Annotated in this window: 1 protein-coding gene and 1 pseudogene; both read right to left on the bottom strand. The window is 65.1% G+C overall.

Going from position 1 to position 1,275, the window contains the following annotated elements; all coding sequences use genetic code 11:
- Positions 1–50: 50 nt before the first annotated feature.
- Positions 51–506: pseudogene (locus tag QZH66_RS16280) on the bottom strand (isocitrate/isopropylmalate family dehydrogenase); the annotation flags it as partial.
- Positions 392–1,240 (bottom strand): 3-isopropylmalate dehydrogenase, encoded by an 849-nt coding sequence (leuB, locus tag QZH66_RS16275; protein ID WP_305806923.1) that lies wholly within the window; start codon positions 1,238–1,240, stop codon positions 392–394. The pseudogene QZH66_RS16280 and the gene leuB, both read right to left, overlap by 115 nt.
- Positions 1,241–1,275: the final 35 nt, after the last annotated feature.

Raw genomic sequence — 1,275 nt, 5'->3', positions numbered from 1 at the left:
TTGCCCCCCGGCTCGTCTGCCGGGGGAGGGCGCGACGAACCGGGGCTTGATCAGCCTTTGGTCGTCTTGGTAATGGCCGCTACCACGGCGTCGCCCATTTGCTGGGTGCCGACCTTGGTCGTGCCTTGCGACCAGATGTCTGTCGTGCGCAAACCGGACGCGAGCACCGACTTCACCGCAGTCTCAATGCGGTCGGCGGCTTCGGGCTGGTTGAGTGAGAAACGGAGCATCATGGCAGCAGACAATATTGTAGCCAGAGGGTTGGCAATGCCCTGACCGGCAATATCCGGGGCGCTGCCATGGCTGGGCTCGTACAGGCCCTGGTTGCTCGCATTGAGCGAGGCCGAAGGCAGCATGCCGATCGAGCCGGTGAGCATGGCGGCGGCGTCGCTCAGGATGTCGCCGAACATGTTGCCGGTGACGACCACGTCGAACTTCTTCGGCGCCCTGACCAGCTGCATGGCGGCGTTGTCGACGTACATGTGGTCCAGCGCCACGTCGGGGTATTGCAGGCCCACTTCGGTNCGACCACGTCGAACTTCTTCGGCGCCCTGACCAGCTGCATGGCGGCGTTGTCGACGTACATGTGGTCCAGCGCCACGTCGGGGTATTGCAGGCCCACTTCGGTCATCACGTCCTTCCAGAGCTGGAAGGTTTCGAGCACGTTGGCCTTGTCCACGCTGGTCACGCGCTTGCTGCGCTTGCGCGCCGCCTGGAAGGCGACATGGGCGATGCGCTCGATCTCGGGGCGCGAGTAGCGCATGGTGTCGAAGGCTTCCTCGGCGCCGGGAAAGTGCCCGTCGGTGGCCACGCGGCGGCCGCGCGGCTGGCCGAAGTAGATGTCGCCCGTGAGCTCGCGGATGATGAGGATGTCCAGGCCCGCGATGAGCTCGGGCTTGAGGCTCGATGCGTCCACCAGCTGCTCGTAGCAGATGGCGGGGCGGAAGTTGGCGAACAGGCCCAGGTTCTTGCGCAGGCCCAGGATGGCCTGCTCGGGGCGCAGCGGGCGCTCTAACTTGTCGTACTTCCAGTCGCCGACGGCGCCGAACAGGATGGCGTCGGACTCCTTGGCGAGCTGGAGCGTGGCCTCGGGCAGCGGGTGGCCGTGCGCTTCGTAGGCCGCGCCGCCGACCAGGGCGGATTCCATCTCGAACTTCAGGTCGAGCGCACCGAGGACCTTGACGGCCTCGGCGACGATTTCGGTGCCGATGCCGTCACCCGGCAGAACTGCGATTTTCATTGCTTACTTTAATTTTGATAGCTGCCAGCGCTTGT

The organism is Stenotrophomonas sp. YIM B06876, assembly GCF_030711595.1.
Lineage (GTDB): Bacteria > Pseudomonadota > Gammaproteobacteria > Xanthomonadales > Xanthomonadaceae > Stenotrophomonas.
Note: the sequence above shows the minus strand (reverse complement) of the source record. Positions and strands in the feature narration are given on the sequence as shown.